The organism is Salmonella sp. 5800 (assembly GCF_046558195.1).
In the GTDB taxonomy this organism is placed as follows: domain Bacteria; phylum Pseudomonadota; class Gammaproteobacteria; order Enterobacterales; family Enterobacteriaceae; genus Salmonella; species Salmonella enterica.
Window position 1 is genome coordinate 21,701 of the sequence record NZ_JBGDOX010000001.1, and the last position, 25,057, is coordinate 46,757.

Annotated in this window: 25 protein-coding genes; 16 read left to right on the forward strand and 9 right to left on the reverse strand. The window is 52.3% G+C overall.

Features of this window, described 5'->3' with window-relative positions; all coding sequences use genetic code 11:
• The first annotated feature begins 178 nt into the window (after window positions 1-178).
• From ACLJZ5_RS00100 to spy, 6 genes are all read left to right on the forward strand, one after another.
• Window positions 179-1,405, forward strand: coding sequence for an aspartate aminotransferase family protein (locus ACLJZ5_RS00100; protein ID WP_024797457.1), 1,227 nt, complete (start codon window positions 179-181; stop codon window positions 1,403-1,405).
• The gene (gene astA / locus ACLJZ5_RS00105; protein WP_024797458.1) at window positions 1,396-2,430 is read left to right on the forward strand and encodes an arginine N-succinyltransferase; all 1,035 of its coding nucleotides are present in this window, start codon (window positions 1,396-1,398) and stop codon (window positions 2,428-2,430) included. The genes ACLJZ5_RS00100 and astA overlap by 10 nt, the downstream gene beginning before the upstream one ends.
• Window positions 2,427-3,905 carry a succinylglutamate-semialdehyde dehydrogenase gene (gene astD, locus ACLJZ5_RS00110; RefSeq protein WP_024797459.1) on the forward strand — a complete coding sequence of 493 codons (1,479 nt, stop codon included), beginning with the start codon at window positions 2,427-2,429 and terminating at the stop codon, window positions 3,903-3,905. Before astA ends, astD begins: the two co-directional genes overlap by 4 nt.
• Window positions 3,902-5,245: an N-succinylarginine dihydrolase gene (astB, locus tag ACLJZ5_RS00115; protein ID WP_000123951.1), complete on the forward strand. Its 1,344-nt coding sequence runs from the start codon at window positions 3,902-3,904 to the stop codon at window positions 5,243-5,245. Before astD ends, astB begins: the two co-directional genes overlap by 4 nt.
• Complete coding sequence (gene astE / locus ACLJZ5_RS00120; RefSeq protein WP_024797460.1) at window positions 5,238-6,206, forward strand: succinylglutamate desuccinylase; 969 nt, start codon at window positions 5,238-5,240, stop codon at window positions 6,204-6,206. Before astB ends, astE begins: the two co-directional genes overlap by 8 nt.
• 335 nt (window positions 6,207-6,541) lie before the next feature.
• On the forward strand, window positions 6,542-7,027 hold the full coding sequence (spy, locus tag ACLJZ5_RS00125; protein WP_001229001.1) for an ATP-independent periplasmic protein-refolding chaperone Spy: 486 nt from the start codon (window positions 6,542-6,544) through the stop codon (window positions 7,025-7,027).
• Window positions 7,028-7,101: 74 nt separating this feature from the next.
• Here the strand turns inward: spy and cho are convergent, their stop codons facing one another.
• Together cho and nadE are read right to left on the reverse strand one after the other, a co-directional pair.
• The gene (gene cho / locus ACLJZ5_RS00130) at window positions 7,102-7,983 is read right to left on the reverse strand and encodes an excinuclease Cho (RefSeq protein WP_001518228.1); all 882 of its coding nucleotides are present in this window, start codon (window positions 7,981-7,983) and stop codon (window positions 7,102-7,104) included.
• A 120-nt stretch (window positions 7,984-8,103) separates the two neighbouring features.
• Window positions 8,104-8,931, reverse strand: coding sequence for an ammonia-dependent NAD(+) synthetase (gene nadE / locus ACLJZ5_RS00135; RefSeq protein ID WP_000174982.1), 828 nt, complete (start codon window positions 8,929-8,931; stop codon window positions 8,104-8,106).
• Window positions 8,932-9,149: 218 nt separating this feature from the next.
• Between nadE and osmE the strand changes: the two genes are divergently transcribed.
• From osmE to chbG, 7 genes are all read left to right on the forward strand, one after another.
• Window positions 9,150-9,491, forward strand: a complete 342-nt coding sequence (gene osmE / locus ACLJZ5_RS00140; protein ID WP_001039301.1) for an osmotically-inducible lipoprotein OsmE — start codon at window positions 9,150-9,152, stop codon at window positions 9,489-9,491.
• Between the two features lie 300 nt (window positions 9,492-9,791).
• Window positions 9,792-10,112 (forward strand): PTS N,N'-diacetylchitobiose transporter subunit IIB, encoded by a 321-nt coding sequence (chbB, locus tag ACLJZ5_RS00145; RefSeq protein ID WP_000412161.1) that lies wholly within the window; start codon window positions 9,792-9,794, stop codon window positions 10,110-10,112.
• 82 nt (window positions 10,113-10,194) lie between these two features.
• Window positions 10,195-11,553, forward strand: a complete 1,359-nt coding sequence (chbC, locus tag ACLJZ5_RS00150) for a PTS N,N'-diacetylchitobiose transporter subunit IIC (RefSeq protein WP_000073064.1) — start codon at window positions 10,195-10,197, stop codon at window positions 11,551-11,553.
• Between the two features lie 50 nt (window positions 11,554-11,603).
• Entirely contained in the window at window positions 11,604-11,951 is a 348-nt protein-coding gene (gene chbA, locus ACLJZ5_RS00155; RefSeq protein WP_000459883.1) for a PTS N,N'-diacetylchitobiose transporter subunit IIA, read from the forward strand.
• A gap of 10 nt (window positions 11,952-11,961) precedes the next feature.
• Window positions 11,962-12,804 (forward strand): transcriptional regulator ChbR, encoded by an 843-nt coding sequence (chbR, locus tag ACLJZ5_RS00160; RefSeq protein WP_000983393.1) that lies wholly within the window; start codon window positions 11,962-11,964, stop codon window positions 12,802-12,804.
• 124 nt (window positions 12,805-12,928) lie between these two features.
• The gene (locus ACLJZ5_RS00165; RefSeq protein WP_024797461.1) at window positions 12,929-14,284 is read left to right on the forward strand and encodes a 6-phospho-beta-glucosidase; all 1,356 of its coding nucleotides are present in this window, start codon (window positions 12,929-12,931) and stop codon (window positions 14,282-14,284) included.
• A gap of 12 nt (window positions 14,285-14,296) precedes the next feature.
• Entirely contained in the window at window positions 14,297-15,055 is a 759-nt protein-coding gene (chbG, locus tag ACLJZ5_RS00170; protein WP_023212244.1) for a chitin disaccharide deacetylase, read from the forward strand.
• A gap of 43 nt (window positions 15,056-15,098) precedes the next feature.
• On the opposite strand, the gene katE is transcribed toward chbG, so the two are convergent.
• Window positions 15,099-17,351, reverse strand: a complete 2,253-nt coding sequence (katE, locus tag ACLJZ5_RS00175; RefSeq protein ID WP_024798597.1) for a catalase HPII — start codon at window positions 17,349-17,351, stop codon at window positions 15,099-15,101.
• Window positions 17,352-17,715: 364 nt separating this feature from the next.
• Between katE and cedA the strand changes: the two genes are divergently transcribed.
• Window positions 17,716-17,958: a cell division activator CedA gene (gene cedA / locus ACLJZ5_RS00180; protein WP_000977510.1), complete on the forward strand. Its 243-nt coding sequence runs from the start codon at window positions 17,716-17,718 to the stop codon at window positions 17,956-17,958.
• Window positions 17,959-18,060: 102 nt separating this feature from the next.
• Here the strand turns inward: cedA and tcyP are convergent, their stop codons facing one another.
• The 3 genes from tcyP to hxpB all read right to left on the reverse strand — a co-directional run bounded on the left by tcyP (window position 18,061) and on the right by hxpB (window position 20,994).
• Window positions 18,061-19,452, reverse strand: coding sequence for a cystine/sulfocysteine:cation symporter (gene tcyP, locus ACLJZ5_RS00185; protein WP_001010662.1), 1,392 nt, complete (start codon window positions 19,450-19,452; stop codon window positions 18,061-18,063).
• A 136-nt stretch (window positions 19,453-19,588) separates the two neighbouring features.
• Window positions 19,589-20,188, reverse strand: coding sequence for a metal-dependent hydrolase (locus ACLJZ5_RS00190; RefSeq protein ID WP_000505804.1), 600 nt, complete (start codon window positions 20,186-20,188; stop codon window positions 19,589-19,591).
• A 137-nt stretch (window positions 20,189-20,325) separates the two neighbouring features.
• Window positions 20,326-20,994, reverse strand: coding sequence for a hexitol phosphatase HxpB (hxpB, locus tag ACLJZ5_RS00195; RefSeq protein ID WP_000106854.1), 669 nt, complete (start codon window positions 20,992-20,994; stop codon window positions 20,326-20,328).
• Between the two features lie 148 nt (window positions 20,995-21,142).
• Between hxpB and ACLJZ5_RS00200 the strand changes: the two genes are divergently transcribed.
• Complete coding sequence (locus tag ACLJZ5_RS00200) at window positions 21,143-21,679, forward strand: YniB family protein (protein WP_000222158.1); 537 nt, start codon at window positions 21,143-21,145, stop codon at window positions 21,677-21,679.
• A 42-nt stretch (window positions 21,680-21,721) separates the two neighbouring features.
• Here the strand turns inward: ACLJZ5_RS00200 and ACLJZ5_RS00205 are convergent, their stop codons facing one another.
• The 3 genes from ACLJZ5_RS00205 to pfkB form a co-directional block, all read right to left on the reverse strand.
• The gene (locus ACLJZ5_RS00205) at window positions 21,722-22,582 is read right to left on the reverse strand and encodes a fructosamine kinase family protein (RefSeq protein WP_000267686.1); all 861 of its coding nucleotides are present in this window, start codon (window positions 22,580-22,582) and stop codon (window positions 21,722-21,724) included.
• Window positions 22,583-22,688: 106 nt separating this feature from the next.
• Window positions 22,689-22,979: a type V toxin-antitoxin system endoribonuclease antitoxin GhoS gene (ghoS, locus tag ACLJZ5_RS00210; protein WP_000146129.1), complete on the reverse strand. Its 291-nt coding sequence runs from the start codon at window positions 22,977-22,979 to the stop codon at window positions 22,689-22,691.
• Between the two features lie 96 nt (window positions 22,980-23,075).
• Entirely contained in the window at window positions 23,076-24,008 is a 933-nt protein-coding gene (gene pfkB / locus ACLJZ5_RS00215) for a 6-phosphofructokinase II (RefSeq protein ID WP_000251697.1), read from the reverse strand.
• 288 nt (window positions 24,009-24,296) lie between these two features.
• Here pfkB and ACLJZ5_RS00220 point away from each other — a divergent pair, with 288 nt between their 5' ends.
• Window positions 24,297-25,055 (forward strand): YdiY family protein, encoded by a 759-nt coding sequence (locus ACLJZ5_RS00220; protein WP_000770981.1) that lies wholly within the window; start codon window positions 24,297-24,299, stop codon window positions 25,053-25,055.
• Window positions 25,056-25,057: the final 2 nt, after the last annotated feature.

Here is a 25,057-nt window from a genome sequence, read left to right on the forward strand (position 1 = left end):
ACTTTTCATGCAGTAAAAATGAATATCGCTACGCTGTAACCCATTGATTTACCGTTTATCACTTCTGTTTATGCAATGTTAACGCTGGCTGGCACGAATGCTGCAATCTACATTTACAGCGCAAACACTCATATTAATTAACATATAAATAACTTTATTTTTACCAAAAGAGGTCGCTATGTCTCTGTCAGTTACGCGTGAAAACTTTGATGAATGGATGGTGCCGGTATATGTTCCCGCGCCTTTTATTCCTGTACGCGGAGAAGGCTCACGCCTGTGGGATCAGCAGGGGAAAGAGTACATTGATTTTGCTGGCGGGATCGCGGTCAACGCCTTGGGACATGCGCATCCGGCGCTGCGCGAGGCGTTAAATGAACAGGCGAATCGCTTCTGGCATACCGGGAACGGTTACACCAATGAGCCGGCGCTGCGACTGGCGAAAAAACTGATCGACGCGACCTTCGCCGAACGCGTTTTCTTTTGTAATTCAGGCGCTGAAGCAAATGAAGCAGCATTAAAACTGGCGCGCAAATATGCCCACGATCGTGCCGGCAATCATAAAAGCGGCATTGTGGCCTTTAAAAACGCGTTCCATGGTCGCACGCTCTTTACCGTCAGCGCTGGCGGTCAACCCACCTATTCACAGGACTTTGCGCCGCTGCCGCCGGATATTCGTCATGCAGCCTATAACGATCTGAATTCCGCCAGTGCGCTAATTGATGACAATACCTGCGCCGTGATCGTAGAACCTGTGCAGGGCGAGGGCGGCGTGATCCCCGCCACGAAAGCTTTTTTGCAGGGGCTGCGTGAATTGTGCGACCGGCATCAGGCGTTACTGATTTTTGATGAGGTGCAGACGGGCGTCGGACGTACCGGCGAACTGTATGCATATATGCATTATGGCGTTACGCCCGATATCCTGACGACTGCTAAAGCGTTGGGCGGCGGCTTCCCGATCGGCGCGATGCTGACCACGCAAGACTATGCCAGCGTCATGACGCCAGGCACCCATGGCACCACCTACGGCGGTAATCCGCTGGCGACGGCAGTTGCCGGAAAAGTACTGGATATCATCAATACGCCGGAGATGCAAAACGGCGTCAGACAGCGCCACGATGCGTTTATTGAACGTCTAAATACCCTTAATGTACGTTTTGGCATGTTCAGTGAAATTCGCGGGCTGGGGCTACTGCTTGGCTGTGTGCTACAGACGGAGTTTGCCGGAAAAGCTAAACTCATCGCCCAGGAAGCGGCAAAAGCAGGCGTAATGGTGCTCATCGCCGGCGGCGACGTGGTGCGTTTTGCGCCAGCGTTAAATGTGAGCGACGAGGAGATAGCCACCGGGCTTGATCGTTTTGCCCTGGCGTGCGAACGCCTTCAGACGGGAGGCGCATCATGCGGGTGATTCGTCCTGTCGAACATGCGGATATCGCCGCGCTGATGCAGCTTGCAGGCAAAACGGGCGGCGGCTTAACCTCGCTACCGGCAAATGAAGCGACGCTGGCGGCCCGCATTGAACGCGCGCTAAAAACCTGGTCCGACGAGCTGCCAAAAGGCGAACAAGGGTATGTATTCGTTCTCGAGGACAGTGAAACGGGTGAGGTCGGCGGGATCTGCGCCATTGAGGTCGCGGTCGGTCTTAACGCCCCCTGGTATAACTATCGTGTCGGTACGCTGGTTCATGCCTCCAAAGAGCTGAATGTATATAACGCGTTGCCAACATTATTCCTGAGTAATGATCACACTGGCAGCAGTGAGCTTTGCACGCTGTTTCTCGATCCCGAATGGCGTAAAGAGGGTAACGGCTACCTGTTGTCAAAATCGCGCTTTATGTTTATGGCCGCGTTTCGCGATAAATTCAATGAGAAAGTGGTGGCGGAAATGCGCGGCGTCATTGACGAGCACGGTTATTCTCCCTTCTGGCAAAGTCTCGGCAAACGCTTTTTTTCTATGGATTTCAGCCGGGCGGATTTCTTATGCGGTACCGGGCAAAAAGCGTTTATCGCCGAGCTGATGCCCAAACATCCTATTTATACCCACTTCTTATCTGAAGAGGCACAGGCCGTGATTGGCGAAGTCCACCCGCAAACGGCGCCAGCCCGCGCGGTGCTGGAAAAGGAAGGCTTTCGCTATCGCCACTATATCGACATCTTCGACGGCGGGCCGACGCTGGAGTGTGATATTGACCGCGTGCGGGCCATTCGTAAAAGCCGGCTGGTGGAAGTCGCGGAAGGGCAACCCGCGCCTGGCGACTATCCGGCATGTCTGGTCGCCAATGAAAACTATCACCACTTTCGGGCCGCGCTGGTGCGTGCCGATCCGCAGACTTCACGACTTGTACTTACCGCCGCGCAGTTGGATGCGCTGAAATGTCGCGCGGGCGACCACGTTCGGCTGGTACGCCTTTGCGCTGAGGAGAAAACCGTATGACGCTATGGATAAACGGCGACTGGATAACCGGTCAGGGCGAACGCCGCCGCAAAACGAACCCGGTGAGCGCGGAGATACTTTGGCAGGGGAATGACGCTAATGCGGCACAGGTCGCCGAGGCCTGTCAGGCGGCGCGTGCGGCGTTTCCTCGTTGGGCCAGACAGCCTTTTACGGCACGACAGGCTATCGTAGAGAAATTTGCCGCCCTGCTGGAGGCGCATAAAGCCGATCTCACGGAGGTCATCGCGCGTGAAACCGGTAAACCGCGCTGGGAGGCGGCAACGGAAGTGACGGCGATGATCAATAAGATTGCCATCTCGATTAAGGCTTACCACGCCAGAACAGGCGAACAAAAAAGCGAACTTGTCGATGGCGCCGCGACGTTGCGCCATCGTCCTCACGGTGTGCTGGCGGTATTCGGCCCTTATAACTTTCCCGGCCATTTACCGAATGGCCATATTGTGCCCGCGTTGCTGGCAGGCAATACGCTGATCTTCAAACCTAGCGAGCTAACGCCATGGACCGGGGAAACGGTAATAAAACTCTGGGAACGGGCGGGGCTACCGGCAGGCGTTCTTAATCTGGTGCAGGGCGGCCGGGAGACCGGACAAGCGCTGAGTTCGCTCGACGCTCTCGACGGACTGCTGTTTACCGGCAGCGCCAGTACCGGATATCAGCTTCATCGCCAGCTATCCGGCCAGCCGGAAAAAATCCTGGCCCTTGAAATGGGCGGAAACAACCCGCTCATTATTGAGGATGTGGCAAATATAGATGCGGCGGTACATCTGACGCTGCAATCGGCGTTTATTACCGCCGGACAGCGCTGTACCTGCGCGCGACGCCTTCTGGTAAAACAGGGTGCGCAGGGAGATGCATTTCTGGCGCGGCTGGTTGACGTCGCCGGACGTCTGCAGCCCGGCAGATGGGACGACGATCCGCAGCCGTTTATCGGCGGACTGATTTCAGCGCAGGCGGCACAGCATGTGATGGAGGCCTGGCGTCAACGAGAGGCATTAGGCGGTCGCACGCTACTGGCGCCGCGGAAGGTCAAAGAGGGAACCTCTCTGCTGACGCCTGGCATCATTGAGCTGACCGGCGTCGCGGATGTGCCGGATGAAGAGGTGTTTGGTCCGCTGCTGAACGTCTGGCGTTATGCGCATTTCGATGAGGCGATTCGTCTGGCGAATAATACCCGTTTTGGTCTGTCGTGTGGGCTGGTGTCGACGGATCGCGCGCAGTTCGAACAGCTCTTGCTGGAGGCACGGGCAGGGATCGTTAACTGGAATAAACCGCTCACCGGGGCAGCGAGTACTGCGCCGTTTGGTGGTGTCGGCGCGTCTGGCAACCATCGACCCAGCGCCTGGTATGCCGCCGATTATTGCGCCTGGCCGATGGCCAGTCTGGAATCTCCCGAACTGACGTTGCCTGCGACATTAAGCCCCGGCCTCGACTTTTCTCGCAGGGAGGCGGTATGACGGCGCATGAAGTTAATTTTGACGGTCTGGTGGGGCTTACGCACCATTATGCCGGGCTATCCTTCGGCAATGAGGCATCGACCCGCCACCGTTTTCAGGTGTCGAATCCTCGTCTGGCGGTAAAACAGGGGCTGCTAAAGATGAAAGCTCTGGCGGATGCCGGCTTTCCCCAGGCGGTGATCCCGCCGCATGAGCGACCTTTTATTCCGGCGTTGCGTCAGCTCGGCTTCACGGGTAGCGATGAGCAGATTCTGGATAAGGTTGCGCGTCAGGCGCCACGCTGGCTTTCCAGCGTGAGTTCCGCGTCGCCAATGTGGGTTGCGAATGCGGCGACGGTTTGCCCATCGGCAGACGCGCTGGACGGGAAAGTTCACCTGACGGTGGCGAATTTAAACAATAAATTTCATCGCGCTCTTGAGGCGCCTGTTACCGAAGCGCTGCTACGCGCCATATTTCGCGATGAAAGTCAGTTTTCAGTGCATAGCGCGTTACCGCAGGTCGCATTATTGGGAGATGAAGGCGCGGCGAATCATAACCGTCTTGGCGGCGAGTATGGTTCGGCAGGCGTGCAGCTTTTTGTCTATGGGCGCGAAGAGGAGAATGAAATACGACCCGCTCGTTATCCGGCGCGCCAGAGCCGCGAAGCCAGCGAGGCCGTGGCGCGTCTTAATCAGGTGAATCCGCAACAGGTTATCTTCGCTCAGCAGAACCCGGAGGTCATCGATCAAGGCGTATTCCATAATGATGTCATCGCCGTTTCGAATCGACAGGTATTGTTTTGTCACGAAGCAGCGTTTGCCCGGCAGAAAGTGCTCATTAATCAGTTGCGTACGCGCGTTGACGGTTTTATGGCGATAGAGGTGCCCGCCGGCGAGGTTTCTGTATCAGATGCTGTGGCGACCTACCTGTTTAATAGTCAGTTGCTAAGCCGTAACGACGGCTCAATGCTGTTAGTGTTGCCGCGGGAATGTCAGGACCATGCCGGCGTCTGGCGCTATCTGAATAAGCTGGTGGCGGAGGATAACCCCATCAGCGCGATGCAGGTGTTTGATTTGCGAGAAAGTATGGCCAACGGCGGCGGCCCGGCCTGTCTGCGATTACGCGTGGTGTTAACAGAAGAAGAACGACGGGCGGTGAATCCAGCGGTAATGATGAATGACGCTCTGTTTACGGCCCTTAACGCGTGGGCGGATCGTTATTATCGCGATCGCCTGACCGCTGCCGATCTGGCCGATCCGTTATTATTGCGAGAAGGCCGGGAGGCGCTGGATGTGTTAACGCGTCTGCTGGATTTGGGGTCGGTTTATCCTTTCCAGCAAACGGGGGCGGCTGATGGATAACTTTCTGGCGTTGACGCTAAGCGGCACGACACCACGGGTGAGGCAGGGGAAGGGCGCGGGTTTTCGCTGGCGCTGGTTAGGCCATGGTCTGCTTGAACTCACGCCCGATGCGCCGGTCGACCGCGCGTTAATTCTTTCTGCGGGGATACACGGTAATGAAACCGCGCCGGTAGAGATGCTGGATAGGCTGCTGTCGGCGCTGTTTTCAGGCAGCTTGACGTTAACGTGGCGAGTGCTGGTGGTACTCGGCAATCCGCAGGCGCTGGCGGCGGGAATACGCTATTGTCACAGCGATATGAACCGTATGTTTGGCGGGCGTTGGCAGACCTTTGCCGAAAGCGATGAAACGCGGCGGGCGCGTGAGCTGGAGCTCAGTCTGGAGACCTTCTTTTCATCTGGCCATGCGCGGGTACGCTGGCATCTGGATCTGCATACCGCCATTCGTGGCTCGCATCATTTGCGTTTTGGCGTATTGCCGCAGCGCGACCGCCCGTGGGAGACAGATTTTCTGGCGTGGCTGGGCGCGGCAGGACTAGAGGCGTTGGTATTTCATCAGGCGCCCGGCGGTACGTTTACGCACTTTAGCTCTGAACATTTCGGCGCGCTTTCCTGTACGCTGGAGTTGGGAAAGGCGTTGCCGTTTAGGCAAAACGATCTGACGCAGTTCAACGTAACCTCGCAGGCGTTGTCGGCGTTGCTGAGCGGTGTCGAAACGTCAACCTCGTTTTCGCCGCCGCTACGCTATCGGGTGGTGTCGCAAATCACGCGTCACAGCGACAAGTTCGCGCTTTATATGGATGCGCAAACGCTGAATTTTACTGCCTTTGCGAAGGGAACGTTGCTGGCCGAGGAGGGGGATAAGCGCGTGACGGTGACGCATGACGTTGAATATGTTCTCTTTCCTAATCCCTCTGTCGCCTGCGGATTGCGTGCTGGATTAATGCTGGAAAGACTTCCCTGATAAATGTCCCTGTAAGCTCACGTTAGGATTACAGGGATGATTTGGGACACAGTTTCATGCTATTACGGATTATTCCTGGAGAATTGCTTTATTAATAAGCGTTGCTGCGTTATAGTTCTGCATAATTTCTGCTATATCATGCTGTTGTATATTTCTCTTTCAACTCTGCGCAATTTATTCTTTTTTTCTTCACAATTGGCGAAAAAGTGTTTTTTATACTTTCATTGTTTTACCGTTGTTATGACTAATTGACGCTAAGACGGTTAAAGTTAATCACGACAACACGGCGCTGTTTTAAATATGCCGTAAAAATAACTGAAAGGAAGGATGGAAATATGCGTAAACTGACTGCTCTATTTGTTGCCTCTACCCTGGCGATGGGTGCTGCGAATCTGGCTCATGCCGCTGAGACTACCACCGCCGCGCCAGCGGATGCGAAGCCAATGATGCAGCATAAAGGTAAATTTGGCCCACATCACGATATGATGTTTAAAAACCTGAACCTGACGGACGCACAGAAGCAACAAATTCGCGACATTATGAAAGCGCAGCGCGAGCAAATGAAACGTCCGCCGCTGGAAGAGCGTCGCGCCATGCATGATATTATTGCCAGCGATACCTTCGATAAAGCCAAAGCCGAAGCGCAAATTACGAAAATGGAAGCGCAGCGCAAGGCCAATATGCTGGCGCATATGGAAACCCAGAATAAAATTTATAACGTTCTGACACCGGAGCAGAAAAAGCAATATAACGCTAATTTTGAGAAGCGTCTGACAGAACGCCCGGCGCAAGAAGGTAAAATGCCTGCTGCGGCAGAATAACTTTCCGCATAATTTAAGACCGCCGGTCTTGTCGACAACACAATCGTTGAGGTGGACAGGATCGGCGGTTTTCTTTATGACTGGCGACAGTCGGTGTGCAGTTCAATGATCTCATATTGACCTGACATTAGTGGCTTACAGAGAATTTTATAGCCATCCTGATCAAAGCCCGCAGGGGTGCGCACCAGGGTGGCGGCCTCATCCAGCGAGGGGACCGCCCCCAGCCATAACCAGTTGTTGATAATGTGGAACTGGGTCATTTGTGGGCGGCTCTCTTTTAACGCGATAGCGCCTTTCCAGGGCCAGCAAACCACACGTAACCGTTCCAGCGAGGCCTGCAGACGAAGAAAATGCGCCTGCGGGGTTTCTTGCCCACAGCACGCGCCAGCGCAGCGCTTCAGAGCGAAACGAAAACAGGCGCGCCCACGGCTTACCGGTTCAAGCCCCAGCAGGCCATAACACAATTTTTGTTCATCGGCGAGGTTCTGCAAGCTTTGCAGCGCCGCCCGACGGTTGGCGAAGAGCCCAAACAGGTTCGGCTCATGGGAAAAATCGACGCTGCGGGCGGAAACGACCTCAATCTTTTGTTCGCTCAACTGTAGAGAGCAAAGCTGGCGATTACGCCGTAACCGCTTGTTAAACAGCGGCTGTTGTTCTTTGATCAGCCGCGCCTCCAGCAGCAACGCGCCCATTTCCCCAGCGGTGCAGATCCAGCTTATCCGCCGCGCCTGTCGCAGCATAGCGGCCTCGTCAGGCGTTCGCAGATGTGAGAGCACCCGGCTGCGAATATTCACGCTTTTACCGATATAAAGCGGCAGCGTATCGCTTTCGCTATGAAATATATAGACACCCGGTAAGGCTGGCGCTTCGCTGAGGAAAGGACGTAAATGTTCTGGATATTCGTAAATGGCCGCCGCTTCAAACTCAAGGCGGGGGGCTGATTGACGCCGTACCACAGTGATCTCCGTTAACTGGTTATTCATCCAGTATAACAGCGGATGGGTGATTAAAAAAGAGGCTGGGAAGAGAGGCGGCCGGATAGACGAGCGATATCCGGCACAACAGTAGAAGTACGCTTACTTTTTCCAAAAGTCGTCGAATACCGTAATCGGCAAACGGCGCTTATGTTCAGTTTTTACATACCAGCCTTCGATAGTTTTAGCGATGGCGGAGTCCAGCGTTTTGCCTTCCAGGTAATCGTCAATATTGTCATACGTTACGCCCAGCGCGGCTTCATCAGGCAGTGAAGGGCGGTCGTCTTCCAAATCGGCGGTGGGGACTTTTTTATACAGATGCTCAGGACAGCCCAGCGCTGCGAGAAGCTGTTTGCCCTGGCGTTTGTTAAGGCGATGAAGCGGGTTAATATCGGTACCGCCATCGCCATATTTGGTGAAGAACCCGGTTATCGCTTCCGCCGCATGGTCGGTGCCCACCACGACGCCGTGAGTCATACCGGCGATGCTATATTGCGCTTTCATTCGCTCACGCGCTTTTTCATTGCCGCGAACAAAATCGCTCAGCTCAATTCCCGCTTCGCGCAGCGCCTGTTCGCTGGCGAGGACGGCGCCTTTAATATTGACGGTGAGTACTCTGTCCGGCTGAATAAAAGCAATGGCGTCCTGGCAATCCTGTTCATCGGCCTGCACGCCATAAGGCAGACGAACGGCGATAAACTGCAGCGCATTATCACCAGTCTCTTCCCGCAATTCGGCGATAGCCATCTGGCTAAGTTTCCCGGCCAGCGTCGAATCCTGCCCGCCGCTGATGCCTAACACCAGTGATTTCAAAAAGGGATAGGTTTTCAGGTACGCTTTAAGAAAATCCACGCTGCGGCGAATTTCTTCTTCAGGGTTGATATGCGGTTTCGCGCCAAGCGCCTGGATTATCTCTTGCTGCAGAGTCATTTAACCCCCTTCGACATTAAAAAAATGAATCTTTACCCTGTTAAAGCTAACCCTTCGCCGCTGAAACGACAAGGTTTGGCGGGCTAAGCGGTGTTTAAAACAACATATCGCCGCGTTAGAGAATTTTCCGAAAGGCTTTTTGTGGCGGGTCGCGGCTTGAAAAATATTCTGATGTATTCCAGGCTTACATAACACGCTGATAAACAAGAGGACGGAAAATGAACAAGAACGTAGCAGGAATTTTAAGCGCAGCGGCGGTAATGACTATGCTGGCAGGCTGTACGGCGTATGATCGTACAAAAGACCAATTTGTTGAGCCTGTCGTTAAAGATGTTAAAAAAGGAATGAGCAGGGCACAGGTTGCGCAGATTGCGGGCAAACCGTCATCTGAAGTGAGCATGATTCATGCGCGCGGTACCTGTCAGACCTACATCCTGGGTCAACGTGATGGTAAAGCGGAAACCTACTTTGTTGCGCTGGATGATACCGGGCACGTGATTAACTCCGGCTACCAGACCTGTGCGGAGTACGACACTGACCCACAGGCGCCGAAGCAGTAACAACTGTACATTGCCTGAACATTCAAGGAAACCGGCCTGCGAGCCGGTTTTTTTGTGCCTGCCATAACCTTATTTATTATCGCGAATTATTTGCCCGAAATGTGAGGGGGGTCATAACGCCAGGTCAATGAGAGACAATTTAGTGGGTCAAGGAAATACCATCCGGCGGTCCGATCCCGTATACTCATTTCAGCCACCTAAAAAAGTAAATCCGGTTACGCAAGTCGCCCAGAGTATGGATGCAGGTTGAGGCTTGCGGCGTATCTGGTTGACAGATAATCGCACATGAGGAAGGTTTTTATGGAAAAGAAACACATTTATCTGTTTTGTTCTGCGGGCATGTCAACATCGTTACTGGTATCAAAAATGCGCGCTCAGGCTGAAAAATATGAAGTGCCGGTGATTATTGAAGCATTCCCTGAAACCCTGGCCGGTGAAAAAGGCCCGGCAGCGGACGTCGTGTTATTAGGCCCGCAAATTGCTTATATGCTCCCCGAAATTCAGCGTTTATTACCCGGTAAACCGGTAGAAGTCATTGATTCAATGTTGTACGGCAAGGTAGATGGTTTAGGCGTGCTTAAAGCTGCGGTAGCGGCAATTAAAAAAGCCGCCGCGAATTAATTATTTTTTAATTTTTCCCGTCAAAGAGTTATTTCATACACTAACCGCAATATTTTATTGCGGTATTTAAGGGTATTTTTCTATGAGTAACGTCATTGCTTCACTTGAAAAGGTACTCCTTCCTTTTGCTGTAAAAATAGGAAAGCAGCCACACGTTAATGCAATCAAGAACGGCTTTATTCGTTTAATGCCATTAACCCTTGCGGGGGCGATGTTTGTATTAATTAATAACGTTTTCCTGAGCTTTGGGGAGGGGTCGTTTTTTTATTCCATGGGCATTCGGCTTGATGCCTCAACCATTGAAACACTTAATGGATTGAAAGGCATCGGCGGGAACGTCTATAACGGCACATTGGGCATTATGTCGCTCATGGCGCCATTTTTTATCGGTATGGCGCTGGCGGAAGAGCGCAAGGTTGATGCGCTGGCCGCCGGACTGCTCTCCGTGGCGGCATTTATGACCGTAACGCCGTATAGTGTCGGCGAGGCCTATGCCGTAGGCGCTAACTGGCTGGGCGGCGCGAATATTATCTCCGGTATTATTATTGGCCTGGTGGTCGCGGAGATGTTTACATTTATTGTCCGGCGCAACTGGGTGATTAAACTACCGGACAGCGTACCGGCTTCGGTGTCTCGTTCATTCTCAGCATTAATTCCCGGCTTTATTATTCTCTCTATTATGGGGATTATTTCCTGGGCGCTGTCTAATTACGGTTCTAACTTCCATCAGATTATTATGGACACTATCTCTACGCCGCTGGCATCGCTGGGTAGCGTGGTAGGGTGGGCATATGTCATTTTTGTACCGCTGCTGTGGTTCTTTGGTATTCATGGTTCGCTGGCGCTGACCGCGCTGGATAGCGGCATCATGACGCCCTGGGCGCTGGAAAACATCTCTATTTACCAGCAGTATGGCTCCGTCGATGCGGCACTGGAAGCCGGTAAAACGTTCCATATCTGGGCGAAACCGATGCTGGATTCTTATATCTTCCTCGGTGGTAGCGGCGCAACGCTGGGTCTGATCATCGCTATCTTCCTGGCATCCCGTCGCGCGGACTATCGCCAGGTGGCAAAACTGGCGCTGCCGTCAGGTATCTTCCAGATTAACGAACCCATCCTGTTTGGCCTGCCGATTATTATGAACCCGGTGATGTTTATCCCCTTCATTCTGGTTCAGCCGATTCTGGCGGCGATTACGCTGGTGGCTTACTATTTGGGTATTATTCCGCCGATTACCAATATTGCGCCGTGGACCATGCCAACCGGGTTGGGGGCGTTCTTTAACACCAACGGCAGTGTCGCCGCGTTGCTGGTTGCGCTATTTAACCTGGCGGTCGCTACCCTGATTTATCTCCCCTTCGTGGTGGTGGCTAACAAAGCGCAGAACGCCATCGAGCAGGAAGAAAGCGAAGAAGATATCGCTAACGCACTGAAATTCTAAACTCCGCGCCGGCATGGGATGCCATGCCGGGCTGAATCAGAGGAAAGACTATGTTTGATCTTGAAAATGTTGTAGATAACCAGACAGCGGCTGAGGAACTCGAAGAAGTCGTTATGGGGCTTATCATCAATTCTGGTCAGGCGCGCAGCCTGGCATATGGCGCGCTCAGAAAAGCGAAAGAAGGCGATTTTGAGGCGGCGAAAGCGATGATGGACCAGTCGCGCATAGCGCTCAATGAAGCGCATCTTGTGCAGACAAAACTCATCGAAGGCGATCAGGGCGAAGGCAAAATGAAAGTCAGTCTGGTCCTGGTTCACGCTCAGGATCATTTGATGACCTCAATGCTGGCTCGTGAACTGATCGCTGAGTTGATTGAGCTCCATGAGAAACTGAAATAACAGGGGGCGGATGATGCAGCTACAGGTTAACGCAACGGAAATCAAAACGGTTTATGAGCAGCAGCTCTTCAATGGCAAAAATTTCCATGTGTTTATCTATAACAAGACGGAAAGCGTCACCGGGCTGCATCAGCACGACTACTATGAATTTACCCTGGTATTAACCGGACGTTATTACCAGGAGATTAACGGGAAGCGTGTGCTGCTGGAACGTGGAGATTTTGTTTTTATCCCGGTGGGGTCGAATCACCAAAGTTTCTATGAGTTTGGCGCAACGCGTATTCTGAACGTAGGAATTAGTAAACGTTTTTTTGAACAGCATTATCTTCCGTTACTGCCGTTTTGTTTTGTGGCATCGCAGGTATACAGGGCGAATAGCACCTTCCTTACCTATATTGAAACGGTGATTGCGTCGTTGAATTTTCGCGGCAATGGGCTCGACGAATTTATCGAAGTGGTGACATTTTATATTATAAACCGCTTACGCCATTACCGCGAAGAGCAGGTTTATGATGATATTCCACAATGGCTGAAAGCAACCGTGGAGATAATGCATGATAAAACGCAGTTTGGCGAACATGCGCTGGAAAATATGGTGCGCCTGTCGGCAAAATCCCAGGAGTATCTGACGCGCGCCACCCGACGTTATTACAGCAAAACGCCGATGCAAATCATTAATGAGATTCGCATTAATTTTGCCAAGAAACAGTTGGAAATGACCAACTATTCGGTTACGGATATTGCTTATGAAGCCGGGTATAGCAGTCCAAGTCTGTTTATTAAAACGTTTAAGAAGATGACCTCATTCACGCCGAATAGTTATCGGAAGCGATTGACGGAAATTAATGAGTAACGGTTTACATTGCTCGATTAGTTACATTTCACGCTTGCCCCAATAGCGCGGGGAACGTCACGCTATTTCTTACAAGCGGGCATAGCGTAATACATATCAGTGTCATACACTGAAGGGAGATATTATGAGCCAGAAATTAAAAGTCGTCACTATTGGTGGCGGGAGCAGCTACACCCCTGAATTACTTGAAGGCTTTATTAAACGCTACCATGAATTACCTGTCACCGAATTATGGCTGGTTGACGTTGAAGGCGGGAAAGAGAAGCTGGGCATTATTTATGATCTCTGCCAGCGAATGATTGATAAAGCAGGCGTTCCGCTAAAATTGTATAAAACGCTGGATCGCCGGGAAGCGCTGAAAGACGCTAATTTTGTTACTACCCAGCTGCGCGTTGGTCAACTCAAAGCCCGTGAACTGGACGAGCGTATCCCGCTTAGCCACGGCTATCTGGGGCAAGAAACCAACGGCGCTGGCGGTTTATTTAAAGGGTTGCGCACCATTCCGGTTATTTTTGACATCATTAAAGATGTTGAAGAATTATGTCCGAATGCGTGGGTCATTAACTTTACTAACCCGGCGGGGATGGTGACGGAAGCGGTTTATCGCCATACCAACTTTAAAAAATTCATTGGCGTATGTAATATTCCTGTCGGCATGAAAATGTTTATTCATGACGTGCTGGCGCTGAATGAGAATGACGATCTTTCCATTGACCTGTTTGGTCTAAACCATATGGTCTTTATTAAAGATGTGCTGGTGAATGGCACCTCACGGTTCGCAGAATTACTGGATGGCGTGGCGTCCGGTCAGTTGAAAGCATCAACCGTAAAAAATATCTTTGATCTGCCGTTTAGTGAAGGATTGATTCGCTCGCTGAACATGCTGCCGTGCTCTTATTTGTTGTATTACTTCAAGCAAAAAGAGATGTTGGCGATTGAGATGGGCGAATATTACAAAGGCGGCGCGCGCGCTCAGGTCGTACAGAAAGTGGAGAAACAACTCTTCGACTTGTACAAAAATCCTGAGCTAAACGTGAAGCCGAAAGAGCTTGAGCAACGTGGCGGCGCTTATTATTCCGATGCCGCTTGTGAAGTCATTAACGCTATTTATAATGACAAGCAGACTGAGCATTACGTTAATATTCCACATCATGGGCATGTCGAGAATATCCCGGCGGACTGGGCGGTGGAAATGACCTGCATTCTGGGACGCAATGGCGCGACGCCGCACCCGCGTATCACCCGTTTTGACGAAAAAGTGCTGGGGCTTATCCACACGATTAAAGGATTTGAGGTCGCGGCCAGCAATGCGGCGCTGAGCGGAGACTTTAATGATGTGCTGCTGGCGCTTAATCTGAGTCCGCTGGTACATTCCGACCGCGACGCAGAAGTCCTGGCGCGTGAGCTCATTCTGGCGCATGAAAAATGGCTGCCTAATTTTGCCGCTTGCATCGAAGCGCTTAAAGGTAAGCACCACTGACAGAGGTAGGCTATGGAACGCGTGTTGATTGTGAATGCCGATGATTTTGGCCTGAGTAAAGGGCAAAATTACGGCATTGTTGAAGCATATCGCAACGGCGTTGTGACCTCCACGACGGCGCTGGTCAATGGCGAGGCTATTGACCATGCGGCGCAGCTTAGCCGCGAGCTGCCTGCGCTTGGGGTGGGAATGCATTTTGTTTTGACGTTAGGCAAACCGGTGTCAGAGATGCCGGGCCTGACGCGAGACGGCCTGTTGGGGAAATGGATCTGGCAAATGGCGGAGGAGGATACGCTTCCGCTGGATGAAATTGCGCATGAACTGGCGTGTCAGTATCAGCGTTTCATCGACGTATTTGGCCGCGAGCCAACGCATCTTGACAGCCACCATCATGTGCATATGTTCCCGCAAATTTTCCCCATCGTCGCCCGCTTTGCGGCGCAGCGCGGGATTGCGTTACGTATTGACCGCCAGACGGTGTTGAACGCCGACGATCTGCCGTCGGATTTGCGCAGCACTCAAGGATTTAGTAGTGAATTTTACGGCGAGGAGATCACCGAAGCGTGCTTTTTACGCATTCTGGATGCCTCGGCGCATCGAGGAGAAGCCTCTCTGGAGGTGATGTGTCATCCGGCGTTTGTGGACAACATTATTCGCCAGAGCGCCTATTGTTACCCCCGCTTAACTGAACTGGAGGTGTTGACGTCTGTGTCACTCAAGGCAGCGATTGCAGAACGTGGATATCGTCCTGGCAGTTTTCTTGATATTTAGCTCCTGAGTTTGCGGCGCAAGAATGCGCCGCATTTTTTGCCGTTTATGCAGGAATCGCGTTAATTTTCCCCGCACGCGACCAGACACGGTGTGCCGCCATCAACGTCAATAGAGTGTCCATAAAGTGGTGGTCAACGTTATCTGCCTCAACAAGTCCTTCTTCCCCCTGGCTATCAATGTTTAAAAGCGCCTTAAACCGTCGGGCGTCGCCAGCCAGTGCGATGGGCTTCAGATGTTTGTAGGCTTCCAGAAGGTAGTAACGGGCATCGCCGCAACTCTCGATATCGGCAATATTGCCGCACGGTACTATTACCGCATCGACCGTTAGCGACGGCGCGCCGGCAAAGGTTGCCGCAATAGTTAATGTTGAACCGTCATCAGCCGTTACTTCACCCATCCGTGAATAGAGCAGTTTTGCGTGGACGCCTTTGGCTTTTAAAGCCTGCAAAATGGTCAACAGTTCGGCGGCGTTAACCTTGTCGTTCAGCAGAATAGCGACCACTCGGCCTTTAACATCGCCGTCCGGCACCGCATACAGGCTGAGCGCCGGATCTTTTTTCAGACCGTTGACATCAGGAGGCGGGGCAATTTGCGTTTGCTCATGGGTGAGTGCAAAACCGAGATTATGCGCGACGCCCTCAGCCAGCGTAACATCAATATGCGCTAACTGATCGACCACCCGCTCTCGAATATACGCGCGGGCGACTTTACTCAGTTCAAAGCTGAACGCGTCAATAATATGCTGCTGTTCTATCGGCGTCTGACTGAGCCAGAACAGGCGAGGATGCGCGTAATATTCACCGAAAGAGGGGCTGCGTTCGCGGATTTTATTGCCATCCACGCGTTCCTGGTATGATTCGAAGCCGCCGCGTTTTGGCGCTGGCGGCGTTTCGCGCGGCCAGTTGTCATTAATGGAGTTTGGTTCATAGTTCGCCGGATTGGTGTCGATATCCATCCGGTGCATACCGTCACGCTGGAAGTTATGGTAGGGGCAGGTAGGGCGGTTAATCGGAATTTCGTGGAAGTTTGGCCCGCCCAGGCGGCTGATTTGCGTGTCGGTATAAGAGAACAGACGCCCCTGTAACAGCGGATCGTTGGTAAAATCAATGCCGGGAACGATATGTCCTGGATGAAATGCCGCCTGTTCGTTTTCAGCGAAAAAGTTATCCGGATTACGGTTTAACACCATTTTGCCGACGCGTTGTACTGGCACCAACTCTTCCGGGATCAGTTTGGTCGGATCGAGCAGATCAAAATCGAATTTAAATTCATCCTCTTCGGCAATGAGTTGTAGGCCCAGCTCGTATTCCGGGAAATCGCCCGCTTCGATGGCCTCCCACAGATCCCGGCGGTGAAAATCCGGATCGCGACCGGTCAGTTTTTGTGACTCATCCCATACCAACGAGGCTTTACCCGCCAACGGTTTCCAGTGGAAACGGACAAAGGTCGCTTTCCCTTGTGCATTGATCAGACGGAAGGTGTGAATGCCGAACCCTTCCATCATCCGATAACTGCGTGGAATACCGCGATCCGACATTGCCCACATGACGTTGTGCAGCGTCTCAGGCTGTAAGGAAACATAGTCCCAGAAGGTGTCGTGCGCGCTCTGTCCTTGCGGAATAGCCCAATGTGGTTCGGGCTTAACGGCGTGCACAAAATCCGGAAACTTATGCGCATCCTGGATAAAAAAGATCGGCGTGTTATTACCGACGAGATCGAAAATTCCCTCTTCGGTATAAAATTTGGTCGCAAAACCGCGGATATCACGTACGGTATCAGCAGACCCCGCGCCGCCCTGTACTGTCGAAAAGCGAACAAAGACCGGGGTAATTTTCTGTGGATCGCACAGAAACGCGGCTTTCGTGATGTCGCTCAGGTCTTTATATGGCTGAAAATAGCCGTGCGCTGCTGATCCGCGGGCGTGAACGATCCTCTCCGGGATACGCTCATGGTCAAAGTGGGTAATTTTCTCGCGCAGGATAAAATCTTCCAACAGCGTAGGGCCACGGCTGCCGGCGCGAAGAGAATTTTGATCGTCGGCGATGCGCACGCCCTGATTGGTGGTCAGCGCATAATTTTCGCTGCCTTTACGAAAGGCGTCGAGGGCGGTGAGCTTATCATTCGCGGTCTCGGGCGCTTTTAAGCTGCCGGGGGCCGTTGGTTGCGCGCCCGGCGGCGTCGGTTCTGGCGTGGGGCGATGTGAACCGTCTGACGGCGCCAGGGAGTCCAGGCCGGGCTGTGATTCACGGGTATCATGCACGGGGGACTGATGGGGGGATTTCTCATTATGCGACATTGAACTCGTCTCCTGCTTTCATCACTGAAATGGGCGTGGTAGTAGTCAAAATCACTCTAACTATAGAACATTTCAGCAATTATGCCGGGGGAGAGCGGAACAGCAGACAGGGTATAACAGGGAAATCGCACGCGCGGAACAGGACGTCGGGGGCGAAGATCGGCTAAAATAGTGTTTTTCTGATTTTTAGCCTTAGAGCCTATCCCAGTAGGCGTTATTGGCGCAGCCAGTTTGGACACGGACAGCGCGCAAAAACCGGAGCGTACACGTAGTACGTGAGGATTTTGAGCACTGCCCAGGACCAAAATGGCAAGTAAAATAGCCCTAATGGGATAGGCTCTTAGCCTCTTTTAGTGAAGCATTAATGATGAAACCTCTTCGCCAGCAAAATCGCCAGATTATTAGCTATATTCCGCGTGTTGAACCCGCGCCGCCGGAACATGCGATAAAAATGGATACGTTTCGCGACGTCTGGATACTGCGCGGTAAATATGTTGCCTTTGTTCTGACGGGGGAGTCATTTCAACGGTCGCCCGCCTTTAGCGTGCCAGAATCGGCGCAGCGTTGGGCGAATCAGGTTCGCCAGGAAAACGAAATCGCTGACTAAGAAAAAAACAAAACGCCGGTACTGGAGACCGGCGTTTTTAGTGACAGACATTTTGAGTTGCCGATCGTCGTGTCTCAGACGATGTGAACTCCCGATAATGTATTATCGATGCGCCAGTTCAGCGTCTTCTTCGCTATCGAGAATGGTTTTATCGGTCTGCTTCAGCCACTGGCTGGTCAGCGTACCCGCGGTCATTGAGCCACTCACGTTCAGTGCGGTACGGCCCATATCAATCAACGGTTCGACGGAGATTAACAGCGCGACCAGCGTGACCGGTAAGCCCATGGCAGGCAGCACAATCAGCGCGGCGAAGGTCGCGCCGCCGCCAACGCCGGCAACACCCGCCGAACTTACGGTAACGATACCCACCAGCGTGGCTATCCATACGGGGTCTAAGGGGTTGATGCCGACCGTCGGCGCAACCATTACCGCCAACATCGCAGGATAAAGACCGGCACAACCGTTTTGGCCGATGGTCGCGCCAAAAGAGGCAGCAAAGCTGGCGATGGACTCCGGCACGCCCAGGCGGCGGGTTTGCGCTTCCACATTAAGTGGAATGGAGGCGGCGCTGGAGCGGCTGGTAAAGGCAAATGTCAGCACCGGCCACACCTTGCGGAAATATTTCAGCGGGCTAATCCCGTTCACGCCCAATAGTATGCCGTGAACCACAAACATTATCGCCAGACCAAGATATGACGCTACCACGAAGCTTCCAAGCTTAATGATGTCCTGCAGATTAGAGCCGGCAACCACTTTCGTCATCAGCGCCAGTACGCCGTAAGGCGTAAGTTGCATCACCAGACGCACCAGCTTCATTACCCAGCTTTGCAGGGTATCGATAGCAACAAGCACACGCTCGCCTTTTGGCGCATCATCTTTCAGCAGTTTAAGCGCGGCCACGCCCAGGAAGGCGGCGAAAATTACCACGCTGATAATAGACGTAGGATTTGCGCCAGTCAGATCCGCAAACGGATTTTTCGGTACAAAAGACAGCACCAGTTGCGGCACGCTGAGATCGGCCACTTTGCCGACATAGCTCGTCTCAATGGCATTCAGACGCGCGGTTTCCGCGCCGCCCTGAACCAGACCTTCCGCCGTCAGTCCGAACAGATTGGTGACCAGCACGCCCACCAGCGCTGCGATAAGGGTAGTAAACAGCAGCGTGCCGATAGTCAGAAAACTGATTTTCCCCAATTGAGAGGCGTTATGCAGTCGTGCCACGGCGCTTAAAATAGAGGCGAATACCAGCGGCATCACAATCATTTGTAGCAATTGCACATAACCGTTGCCGACAATATTGAACCACTGAATGGAGTCTTTTAACACCTGACTGTCAGCGCCATAAATGGTGTGCAGGGCCAGACCAAAGACCACGCCCATCACAAGGCCGACAAGCACTTTTTTAGCCAGACTCCACTGTTTATGACGGGCCTGCGCCAGTACAAACAGCAGAATGACGAACACCGCAATGTTCGCAATTAATGGAAAATTCATCCCCGTTCTCCTGATTTTTTTATTATGAAGCGCTGTGTTTTAGCGATTCTGTTCGCGCAAGATTAGCAGAACTGTGAGCTGGCTCTTATATTCAAATGGAATGGTTTATACCAAAAATGACTTTGGCGTTGATTTACTAATCAATCTGGTGATTTATAAAACGATTGAACTGCATTTGCAGGATAGTGATCATCTGCGAAGACCAGCGTATGACGTTGTTTTCCGGCATGGACTGCGGCATCCACACCGCCCAGGCAAACAACGCCATACATAAAAATCGCTCCAGCTGATTGCCTTTGCGCGGCGCCAGAATAGGCAGGCGGAAACGCCAGCGGCACGGCCACAGTAAGGGAACGCCTGCGGGGGTGAGCATATCCGCGACGATATGGCTTAAATAGCCAAGTACCATGCCTTGCAGCGCATCCGCCGGGATAATCCACGTATCCGGTACCTTGAGATAAAAGGTCGCCAGTAGGGCAAAGACCGCCAGCAGACTATGGGTAAACCCCCGGTGACCGAACGCGCGGGCGATTGGTTTTGATACCCATTTCAGGCGCTGACCAAGAAAAGATTTGGGGTGGTCGATATCCGGCAGCAGACAGGTCAAAATAGCCGAAGGAATAATATGCCACCAGTCGCCGTGCGCAAGGACGGGCGTTAACTCGGCATTCTTGGCGAAAACCGCGCTGGCTATAGAAAAAAGAAGATGTCCTTCCGCCGTCATGATAAAACCCATTAAACTGTCAATTCATACAGTATAGGGTTTTTATACAGTAGGCGGAAGTGGTGACGTTGTAACTCTTTGTCTCTGTCAAAGCCGCTTGCCGTCTGGCTCAGCGGCTAATTGCCCGTTGACTTTGTTTCGGAAACATCTTAACCGAGTAGATGCGCCGCCGTCAGCTCTGTCAGTGAGTTAAGTTTGACATTCGCCAGCGCAAAGCGCGGATCATGCTGGTTTTCTTCTGCTGGCACCACAATGGCGCGCATTCGCGCCGCCTTTGCCGCGATTAAACCATTCACCGAATCTTCCAGCGCCACGCAGGTTAATGGATCAACGCCTAGTTTGGCCGCACAATCCAGATAGACCTGCGGGTGCGGTTTGCTGTAGGGCAATTTTTCCGCAGAAGCCAGCGCGTCAAAACTGTCGCGCAGTTCGAACATGGTGAGCACTTTTTCCAGCATATGCAGCGGCGATGCCGAGGCAAGCCCCACTAATAGCCCCTGCGCTTTACACAGCGCCACGGCCTCGCGCACACCCGGTAAAAGAGGGCGCGTCTCTTCGATAAGCGTAATCGCGCGGGCAATGACACGGTTTGTCACTTCCTGGCGATCGGGGCCGCTCCACGGTTGCTGCGCAAACCAGAGATCGACAACCATATCAATGCGTAGCCCAAGCGTGTCTGGTAACTCATGGCGCCGAGTAATATCTACGCCTAAACTTGCCATCACGTCCAGTTCAGCGCGATCCCAGAGCGGTTCGGAATCGATCAGTAGTCCATCCATATCGAAAATTGCAGCAAGAATTTGACGTGGGGTTGACATCACAACCTCTCCTGTTGAGATTAAAAAATAACGAATTAAGCGTTCATTATGACCATGTTCTTAGTATATCGCCCTTAAAGATCAGGCGAAAACGGGAATCAACAGGTAGACTTAGGCCAAAACGACGCGTCTTTATCAAGGGGAACTCATGACGTATCAACAAGCTGGACGCATTGCAATCCTAAAAAGAGTTGTTGGGTGGGTTATTTTTATTCCGGCACTGCTTTCCACGCTCATCTCAGTCCTTAAATTTATGTATGCGCACAGTGAAAAGCAGGAGGGGATAAATGCGGTAATGCTGGATTTTACCCACGTAATGATAGACATGATGCGCGTGAATACGCCGTTTCTGAATGTTTTTTGGTACAACTCGCCGACGCCGAATTTTCAGGGAAGCCTGAATATCGGTTTCTGGCTCATTTTTATTCTGATTTTTGTCGGGCTGGCGATGCAGGATTCCGGCGCCAGAATGAGCCGCCAGTCACGTTTTTTGCGTGAAGGCGTGGAAGATCAGTTGATTCTGGAAAAAGCAAAAGGCGCGGAAGGACTAACGCGTGAGCAGATAGAGTCACGTATCGTGGTGCCGCACCATACCATCTTTTTACAGTTTTTCCCGCTCTATATTTTGCCGGTCATTATTATCGTGCTCGGCTACTTTTTCTTTTCCTTGTTAGGCTTCATGTAAACTGAAAAATGCCGGATAGCCCGTATCCGGCATGGGCTGTACCTATACCGCAAGCAGCCGATCCATCGCTTTTTGCGCAGTAGCCAGGTGCTGACCGCCAAACAGCCTTGCCCGATTAAGCAGGGTGTAGAGCTGGTAAATCGGCTGCCTGTCGAGAAAATCCAGCGGTAGCGGCGAAACGGACTGATAGCCATCATAAATCTGCGGTGGCTGATCGGTATGCAGCGGCAGCATCGCCAGATCGCATTCTCTGTCGCCCCAATAGCAGGCTGGATCGAAGATATAGGGGCCGTCAGGGCCAAGCGCGCAGTTCGCCGACCATAGATCGCCATGCAAAAGAGAAGGCTGCGGTTGATGCGACGCCAGACGTTGCTGAACATGTTCAACAATGGCGTCAATATTACCAAAGGTAATGCCTTTTTCCGCAGCGAGTTCAAGCTGCCAGCCAATGCGCTGTTCGGCGAAAAAAGTCGACCAACGGCGTTGCCAGGTATTCGGCTGCGGCGTGGTAGAGAGCGCGTTATCAAAATCGAGGCCGAATTGAGGTTGGTCGCTCCATTGGTGCAGGCGCGCCAGCTGTTGCCCAAGAATAAACGCATTATGGGCATCCAGCGGGCGGGGCGAGAGGTAGTCCATGACTAAAAAGCTGTAATCCCGATCCGAACCTACCGCCCATACCTTAGGCACAACAACGGTTTTACTGCGGGAGAGCAGCTCCAGCTGATCGGCTTCAGCGGTAAAACCGCGAAGCATTTCTCGTTCATCGCACTTCACGAAAAAATCATGGCCTGCATAACGTAAATGCCATGCGGCATGAACTTCTCCGCCTGGCAGTTCATTACGCAGTTCGATTTCGCCTTCACCGACTTGCTCGCTTAAAAGACGACTGATAGCTTGCCACATAATGTCTCTCCCCACGTTGTCTGCCAGATCATAAGGTTAGCGCAAAAATGCGGTTAAAAAATACGAACTAACGCACATCACGGACGCGCCGCGGCGGGAATGGCACTTATTGTGCGTTTTTACTCCACGCCTCCCAGGTCGCCACGGTAATGTCGACATCCTTATCTAACGCGCTTTTCGCAAGTCCGGCGACAAGCGCTTTGATTTCATCAGCGCTCTGAGCGCTAATAAAGCCAAACGTATTGGTGCCGAGCTCATGCACATTCCCTTCATCGTCCGTTAATGTCAGCAAAAAACCGCTACGCGTCAGATGGTTATTGAGTTCGTTAATCTCGGTCAGGGAATCTTCATGGAAGGTTACGGTAATAACATAACGGGTAATATCGCCACTGGCCATCGTTCACCTCGTTGGGAGCAACTGTGTTTTTAACAGCGGCGGATGCGCCGCCCGTTAACCGATTTTCCGGTATCCCCCTCGGCGAGGGGGAAACGATTATTGCGCGGAAAGATAGGCGTATATTTTTTGGGTATCGTCACGAGAACACAGACGCGTACCTTGATTGAGCGTAGCGGCGCTGCCTGCCGCCACACCGAAGCGCACCATCTCTTCCAGCGACGCGTCTTGCGCCAGTTTTAACGTCATCGCGCCCACCATACTGTCGCCTGCGCCAACAGTACTTTGACTTTTCACCGGGGGAGGAACAACCTGGATGCAATTCTCACTGTCTATGCCCAGCGCCCCTTGCGGCCCCAGAGAGACCACTACCCGGCGAGCCTTGCCGCTTTGCACTAATTCCTGGGCCGCTTTACGCACATCATCAGGTTGCGTCAGATCGCGATTAACCAACGCGCTCAATTCTTTCAGGTTAGGTTTCACCAGTTCGATATCGCCAAGCGCCAACGCAGCGGTGAGCGCGTCGCCAGAGCTATCAATAATGCAGCGAATGCCTTGCTTCTGCGCGGCGGAAATCAGTTGCGTGAGTTTCTCAACCTTAACGCCGGGCGGAAGGCTGCCGCTGATAACCAGAATTGCCCCGGATTCAATTTCCAGTACCTGTTCTTCAAGCTGGCGAAATTCGTCATCGTCCAGCGTGGCGCCGGGCATAACAAAACGATACTGTTCGCCGCTGGACTCGACGTGGACGTGCAGGTTCTGACGCGTCCAGTCTTTCGCATCGACGGTAGACACGGGGACATTTTCGTCAGCCAGTAGTGCGACCAGATGTTCGCCGGTAGCGCCGCCAGCCGGGAAAATTGCGGTCGCGGCGCCGCCAAGATGCGCAATGGCGCGAGCGACATTAATACCCCCGCCGCCGGGTTCGAATACCGGCGCGGAGCACCGCAGTTTACCTTCGGGATAAATTTGCGGCGTGATTGTTGCGCTATCGAGAGAGGGCGCAAGCGTCAACGTATAGATACGTACCATCGTTACCTCCTGTTAGGCTGATTTCAGTCTGGCACTTAATCCCCGGAAAGTGAAGGAATTAACAATATGATTTTCCGGATCTTTATTTAAAGAAGTACGATGTAAAGTTATATAAATAAATGAATGCTTCGGGAGGGTTCTTATTCAAAAAATGAAATAGTAATTGATTGCTATGTTATTCGGGGCTTCTTATAATTCGCTACCTTTCCAGGGGCGTTTGTCATTGATCCCTATGAAAGTTTCCGGGACCGTCGTGGTCTCTTTTTTAGTTGTACGGACTCTATATAAATGAAGCTTTTGAAGGCAGTACCCGCTGTAGTTATGCTGGCGGGTGGCGTGTTCGCGTCTCTGTATGCCGCCGCCGATGATTCCGTTTTTACTGTCATGGATGATCCCTCCACCGCGAAAAAACCTTTTGAAGGTAATCTGAATGCGGGCTACCTTGCTCAGTCAGGCAATACTAAAAGTTCTTCCTTAACGGCTGACACGGCGATGACCTGGTATGGACAACGTACCGCCTGGTCATTATGGGGCAATGCCAGCAATACCTCCTCTAATGATGAACGCTCTTCAGAAAAATATGCGGTAGGCGCGCGTAACCGTTTTAATATGACGGATTATGATTATACCTTTGGCCAGGCCAGTTGGCTGACAGACCGTTTCAACGGTTATCGTCAGCGCGACGTACTGACCGCCGGTTACGGGCGGCAGTTCCTTAATGGTCCAGTGCACAGCTTCCGTTTTGAATTCGGTCCAGGGGTTCGCTATGACGAACATACGGACGATACCACTGAAACGCAGCCGTTGGGTTATGCTTCCGGCAGCTATGCCTGGCAGTTAACTGACAATGCTAAGTTTACACAGGGGGTGTCAGTATTTGGCGCAGAAGACACCACACTAAATTCGGAAACAGCCCTCAATGTCGCCATTAACGAACATTTTGGTCTAAAGGTGGGGTATAATTTAACGTGGAACTCGCAGCCACCTGAATCAGCGCCGGAACATACCGATCGCCGCACTACGGTAACGCTGGGCTATAAGATGTAATA